The organism is Bacillus sp. 05T31, from assembly GCF_056396725.1.
The window spans coordinates 1-3,393 of the sequence record NZ_JBFTMA010000588.1; the positions used below are offsets into that span (position 1 = coordinate 1).

A 3,393-nucleotide genomic window follows, 5' to 3' on the forward strand; every position below is an offset into this window, starting at 1 on the left:
GGCCTAGGGATGAACTTTAAATATATTGATGCAGCCTATGTAAAAAAAATAAAGAAATATGGATTAGAAGTGCATCCATTTACAGTAGATAATGAAAAGGATATGAAAAAGTTACTTATATGGGGTGTAGACGGGATGTTTACTAATTATCCGGATCGTTTACATTCAATAAAGCCTTTAAAAAAACAGAAATAAAAAGAATCCAATAAAACTTGGATTCTTTTTATTTCTGTTCTATGTCTTTACTACATTAAATATCATTTTTACAAAACAAACTAGAAAGTAACCAAAATGTAATTAATTTTTCCTTTGTTTTTTATATTTTTTTGATACACTGGCTACGAGAGGAATACCGATTATAGTAGGTAAGAACCAAAACCATATTGGTGGAAGTAGATTTAAAATAGGGATATACATACCAATGTTTACTAAAAGTGCGGTAACTGCACCAATATAAGAGCCTAACATACCTCTAATATGGTGTTGCAACCAATTTCTCCATCGTTTTTTTCTTGCGAGATATCCGTAAATCGCAAATGAATAGGAGATAATTGCTACATAAAATAAATATGCGATTTTATCCCAGTTTAAAATAGACAATATAATTGCAGTAAGGGTTATGACAACATAGGACGCATGGTATATTTCGCCCCATTCCGTATGTTTTCCTTTCTTTTTTTGAGCAAACATCGCTACAATTCCAGTGATTAAACAGATCGTTCCAAATAAAATATGAATGGTCAAAAGGATATTAAAAATACTCATAATAATTCCTCCTTTTTTATTTTTATAGTATTGCAGTATAGGAGAAAAGTTGAAAAATATAGTTAGTTCGGCTTAATATATTGAAATATAGGTACTCCTAGAACAAAATGGAATGATTAAATTTTTTCTCAAATTTAGTGAGACGAGTATTACGTTAAATGAAGGAGAGACTTCTATGTTTACATCTATTACATATTTACAATCTGGGAATGATAAGCAACAAAAAGTTTACGAAGTTATTAATAAACTAAACATAATGGAGGATTTAGCTTTATATAGCCCTGTACTTTGCGGGACAATCCCTATTAGAGTTGATACCCTTCATTCTGACTTAGACATTGTAATGGAAGTACATAATTATGATTTTTTTGAACAGGAAATTAGATCATTGTATGGCTCATACGAAGGGTTTGAAATGAAAAAGAAAATCATTAAAAATATCTTAACAATAAAGGTGAATTTTCAATTTGAAGGTTTTGAATTTGAATTATTTGCTCAACCGCGGCCAGTACGTAACCAAAATGCATATAAACATATGATAGTGGAGCACATGCTATTAATGCAGCACCCACACATTAGAGAAGAAGTAATTGAATTAAAAGAACAAGGCRTAAAAACAGAACCGGCTTTTGCGCAAGTATTAAAAATTGATGGTGATCCCTATAAAGAACTTATTTTATTAGGACAGGAAATGAGATTRTGGTAAAAAAGGCACACAAAAGATCCTCTTTATACAAAGAGGATCTTTTTATTATGCCATTAACTTACGAATCAAATTACTTAATATAATAATACCTTGAGTAATTTGTTCAGGGGAAGAATACCCATAAGATAAACGTATAAACTGATCTGATTCTTCCTCATAAATACGTCCCGGATTTAAAAGAATTCCATTTGATAATGCTTCTGAAAACAGTTTTTTCATCGGAATGTTAGGTATCACTCTTAGCCATATAAAAAATCCGCCGCTAGGAATATCCCACGTGGCAATATCTGCACAATACTTATTTAAGGCTTGTATCATTATTCGTCTCCGCTCTTTTAGGTGAATCCTTACATTCGCTACGTGCTCCTCATAAAAAGCTTTACTTAACCATTCCGTCGCAACTCTTTGAGATAAAGAACTTGACCCATAGTCAGTTTGCATTTTTATGTCTGATAATCTCTCAATAACAGGCTCTGGYCCGATAATCCAACCAATYCTAAGTCCTGGGCTAAGTGTTTTAGATAGACTRCCGATATATAAAACATGTCCATATTTATCCATCGACTTTAAAGGWRGKGGCGGTAKTTCATCMATCCATAAYTCACGGTAAATATCATCTTCAATGATAGGCAATTGTTCTTTTTCGCATATTCTTAGTATTTCTTTTCGTCGATCCTTGGACATTAATACACCCGTCGGATTTTGAAAACAAGGAATCGAATATAAAATATTTTTCTTTTGACTATAATTAATTCTTCTTAACAAATCATTAGGGATAATTCCATGTTGATCCATCTGTATTCCAGAAAGGTGAATATTAGCCGATTGAAATACGTGAAGAGAATATAAGTAAGAAGGTCGTTCAAGTAAAACAGTTGACTCTCTATGTAAAAGACCGATTGATATTAATTGTAATGCCTGTAATGCACCAGAGACTATTAATATAGAGCTTGGTGATGTATTTATTCCAAATGATTTTACATAATTACTTATTGCTTCACGTAAAGGGAGATATCCTTTTTGTTCTTCATATCCGAAATAATCTAGTTCCTCACATACGTTACGCATAATGAATTGCATAGTTTCTAACGGGAAAAGATGAGGTGCAAGTTCTCCTTTACTAAGATGAATCAATTTTTTATTTGCTTCTGCTTCATTTATTTCCCGTACCATTAACTTGCTTGGTTTATGAATACCAGCCTTTACATATTCACTCCAATCGGGCGGGGGATTGGTGGCTAATAATGACCATGTATTATTCGTTACAATTGTTCCTGACCCGATTTTCCCTTGAATTAAGCCATCTGCCATAAGTTCTTCTAGTGCGGTTATTACAGTACTACGATTTACATGAAATAATTTCGCTAACTGCCGCTGGCTAGGAACCTTACTTCCAATTGAAGACATTGTATCAACTATTAAATATGATGAAAAGAAATAATTGGTAATTAGAAAATGGCTGGTTTATTGGAGAGGGAGAGAAAATATGCATAATAAAAAATGGGATTTTCGTATTGTATGTGCTCACGCTTTTACGATTCTTATATGGGGAACAGCTTTTCCAGGAATTCGGATGGGGCTTGAAGCTTACACCCCTGAACACCTTACTTTGCTACGATTATTAATCGCTTCTTTGATTCTTTTTCTGTTTTCACTTATATACAAATTACGTTTACCTGATTTGAAAGATATTCCAGTAATTTTTATATTTGGTGCTCTTGGATTTACAATTTATCATATTGCACTGAACTACGGTGAAAAGAGTGTGAATGCTGGACCTGCTAGTTTAATTGTATCAGTAACACCTATATTAACGGCAATTCTTGCTTCTGTTTTTTTGAATGAAAAAATGAAATTAAATGGTTGGATCGGTGGTGTAATTAGTTTTGTAGGAATTGCTTTTTTATCGTTAAGTCAAGGAG

4 protein-coding genes and 1 pseudogene are annotated in these 3,393 nt (G+C 32.6%); 3 read left to right on the top strand and 2 right to left on the bottom strand.

Translation table 11 applies throughout. From position 1 onward, the window contains the following. Positions 1 to 195, top strand: a 195-nt coding sequence (locus AC1DJR_RS24705; RefSeq protein WP_477003732.1) for a glycerophosphodiester phosphodiesterase family protein, incomplete at its 5' end; no start/stop codon positions are given. A 102-nt stretch (positions 196 to 297) separates the two neighbouring features. On the opposite strand, the gene AC1DJR_RS24710 is transcribed toward AC1DJR_RS24705, so the two are convergent. Further along, entirely contained in the window at positions 298 to 765 is a 468-nt protein-coding gene (locus AC1DJR_RS24710; protein WP_044441601.1) for a DUF2306 domain-containing protein, read from the bottom strand. Positions 766 to 940: 175 nt separating this feature from the next. Between AC1DJR_RS24710 and AC1DJR_RS24715 the strand changes: the two genes are divergently transcribed. Further along, positions 941 to 1,471: a DUF4269 domain-containing protein gene (locus AC1DJR_RS24715; protein WP_477003733.1), complete on the top strand. Its 531-nt coding sequence runs from the start codon at positions 941 to 943 to the stop codon at positions 1,469 to 1,471. A 45-nt stretch (positions 1,472 to 1,516) separates the two neighbouring features. On the opposite strand, the pseudogene AC1DJR_RS24720 reads toward AC1DJR_RS24715, so the two are convergent. Further along, positions 1,517 to 2,869 (bottom strand): annotated as a pseudogene (locus AC1DJR_RS24720) (aminotransferase-like domain-containing protein); the annotation flags it as partial. An 88-nt stretch (positions 2,870 to 2,957) separates the two neighbouring features. On the opposite strand from AC1DJR_RS24720, the gene AC1DJR_RS24725 reads away from it, so the two are divergent. Continuing rightward, positions 2,958 to 3,393 (top strand): DMT family transporter (locus AC1DJR_RS24725; RefSeq protein ID WP_477003734.1); only part of this gene is annotated, 436 nt, incomplete at its 3' end.